We start from the raw sequence: 733 nt of genomic DNA, 5'->3' as shown, positions 1-733 counted from the left end.
GGTCCGGCAATTATCGTCTGCTTATCAACGATTGTATTCATCAGCCTCCTTTTTTCGCCCAAGTACGGAGTTATATATCGACGTTTAAGGAGGTGTATCGTATCTTATGAACGCACAAACTGAGATACTCTTGATTATTACGGTCGTCTCCGTGGCTTGCAGCATTCCCGGCGTGTTTTTGGTCTTAAGACGTATGTCTATGACAGCTGATGCCATTACTCATACCGTCCTTTTAGGCATTGTGGCGGCCTTTTTCTTCACGAAAGATCTGACCTCGCCCTTGTTAGTTCTCGGGGCTGCCGCAACGGGAATTTTGACGGTTTGGCTGTCGGAATTATTGTGCCGTACCCGCCTCTTTGCCGAAGATGCATCGGTAGGCATTATCTTCCCGCTTCTCTTTTCTCTTGCCGTTATCTTAATCACCCTTTACGGCAGTCATCTCCATTTGGATACGGATACGGTTTTACTGGGAGAAATCGCCTTCGCCCCCTTCGACCGACTGATATTAAACGGGCTCGACGCAGGACCTGCCGCACTTTGGTCGACAAGTTGTATCTGCCTCCTGAATCTCCTTATGGCAATCTGCTTATCAAAAGAGTTGAAATTGTCCACCTTTGATCCTTTACTCGCCACATTTTACGGCTTTCGACCGCACCTTCTGCATTACCTGCTGATGACCTCCGTATCGTTGACAGTCGTTGTGTCCTTTCAAGCTGTCGGAGCCATCTTGGTC

General features: G+C 48.2%; 1 protein-coding gene. It reads left to right on the top strand.

The features are described from left to right. Positions 1-106: 106 nt before the first annotated feature. Positions 107-733, top strand: a 627-nt coding sequence (locus PGX78_RS08930) for a metal ABC transporter permease (protein ID WP_270446612.1), incomplete at its 3' end; no start/stop codon positions are given.

This window comes from Megasphaera sp. AF13-6AC, from assembly GCF_027685385.1.
GTDB lineage: Bacteria > Bacillota > Negativicutes > Veillonellales > Megasphaeraceae > Megasphaera > Megasphaera micronuciformis.
This window is presented reverse-complemented; position numbering and strand designations above follow the sequence as displayed.